Annotated in this window: 3 protein-coding genes; all 3 read left to right on the top strand. The window is 71.2% G+C overall.

Annotated features, from left to right (window positions below; translation table 11 throughout):
- The coding region (locus B7L92_RS37690) for a vitamin B12 dependent-methionine synthase activation domain-containing protein (protein ID WP_304364733.1) at positions 1-382 on the top strand (382 nt) is incomplete at its 5' end.
- On the top strand, positions 379-1245 hold the full coding sequence (metF, locus tag B7L92_RS37685; protein ID WP_081241599.1) for a methylenetetrahydrofolate reductase [NAD(P)H]: 867 nt from the start codon (positions 379-381) through the stop codon (positions 1243-1245). The genes B7L92_RS37690 and metF, both read left to right, overlap by 4 nt.
- Positions 1235-1700, top strand: a 466-nt coding sequence (locus tag B7L92_RS37680) for an adenosylhomocysteinase (RefSeq protein ID WP_143626493.1), incomplete at its 3' end; no start/stop codon positions are given. The genes metF and B7L92_RS37680, both read left to right, overlap by 11 nt.

Below are 1700 nucleotides of genomic sequence, written 5' to 3'. Positions count from 1 at the left end.
CATCGGCGAGGAGACCGCCCGTCTCTTCGCGGCCGACGCCTACCGCGACTACCTCGAACTGCACGGCCTGTCCGTCCAGCTCGCCGAGGCCCTCGCCGAGTACTGGCACGCCCGCGTCCGCGCCGAACTCGGCATAGCGGGCCACGACCCGGCCGGTCTGGACGGGATGCTGCGCACCGAGTACCAGGGCTGCCGCTACTCGCTCGGCTATCCGGCCTGCCCGGACCTGGAGGACCGCGCCAAGATCGCCGACCTGCTCGAGCCCGAGCGCATCGGCGTGGAGCTGTCCGAGGAGTTCCAGCTCCACCCCGAGCAGTCCACCGACGCCATCGTCGTCCACCACCCGGAGGCGTCGTACTTCAACGCCGGAGGACGGGGATGACCACCTTCTCGTTCGAGTTCTTCCCGCCGCGGACCGCCGCGGGGGAGCGGGTCCTGTGGGAAGCGGTGCGCCGGGTGGAGGCGTTGCGGCCGGACTTCGTCTCCGTCACCTACGGGGCCGGGGGCTCGTCGCGTGACCGCACCGTCGCCGTCACCCGGCGCATCGCCGCCGAGACGACCCTGCGCCCGGTCGCCCACCTCACCGCCGTCGGCCACTCGGTCGCCGAGCTGCGTCACATCATCGGCACCTACGCGGATGCCGGCATCCGTGACGTCCTCGTCCTGCGGGGCGACCCCCCGGGCGATCCCAAGGGACCCTGGGTGCCGCATCCCGACGGTTTCACCCACGCCTACCAGCTGGTGGAACTGGTGTGCTCGCTGGGCGACTTCAGGATCGGGGTGGCCGCCTTTCCGGAGAAGCACCCGCGCTCGCCCGACTGGGAGTCGGACATCCGGCACTTCGTGGCCAAGTGCCGGGCGGGCGCCGACTACGCGATCACGCAGATGTTCTTCGACGTGGAGGACTACCTGCGGCTGCGGGACCGGGTGACGGCGGCCGGCTGCGACGTCCCGATCATCCCGGAGATCATGCCGGCCACCGACGTGCGGCAGATCCGCCGTTTCGCCGAACTCAGCGACGCGGCCTTCCCCGAGGACCTGGCCCACCGCCTGGAGGCCGCCCGTCACGATCCGGCAGCGGGCCACCGCATCGGCGTCGACCACGCCACCCGCATGGCCGAGCGCCTGCTCGCCGAGGGCGCCCCCGGCCTGCACTACATCACCCTCAACAAGTCCACCGCGGCCCTCGACATCCATCGCAACGTGCTGTCGGCGCAGATCACAAGGAGCGTCCGTGTCCGCTGAGTTCACCGATTTCAAGGTCGCCGATCTCTCCCTGGCCGAGTTCGGCCGCAAGGAGATCACCCTCGCCGAGCACGAGATGCCCGGCCTGATGGCGCTCCGCAAGGAGTACGCCGACGCCCGGCCGCTGGCCGGCGCCCGGATCACCGGCTCGCTGCACATGACCGTGCAGACCGCCGTCCTGATCGAGACCCTGACCGCGCTGGGCGCGCGGGTGCGCTGGGCGTCCTGCAACATCTTCTCCACCCAGGACCACGCCGCGGCCGCCGTCGCGGTGGGCCCGAACGGCACCCCGGAGAACCCGCAGGGCGTCCCGGTCTTCGCCTGGAAGGGCGAGACGCTGGAGGAGTACTGGTGGTGCACCGAGCAGGCGCTGACCTGGCCGAACACCCCCACCGGCGGCCCGAACATGATCCTCGACTACGGTGGTTACGCCACCCTCCTCGTCCACAAGGGCG

Origin of the sequence: Streptomyces viridosporus, assembly GCF_002078235.1 — a bacterium.
Classification (GTDB): domain Bacteria; phylum Actinomycetota; class Actinomycetes; order Streptomycetales; family Streptomycetaceae; genus Streptomyces; species Streptomyces viridosporus.
This window is presented reverse-complemented; position numbering and strand designations above follow the sequence as displayed.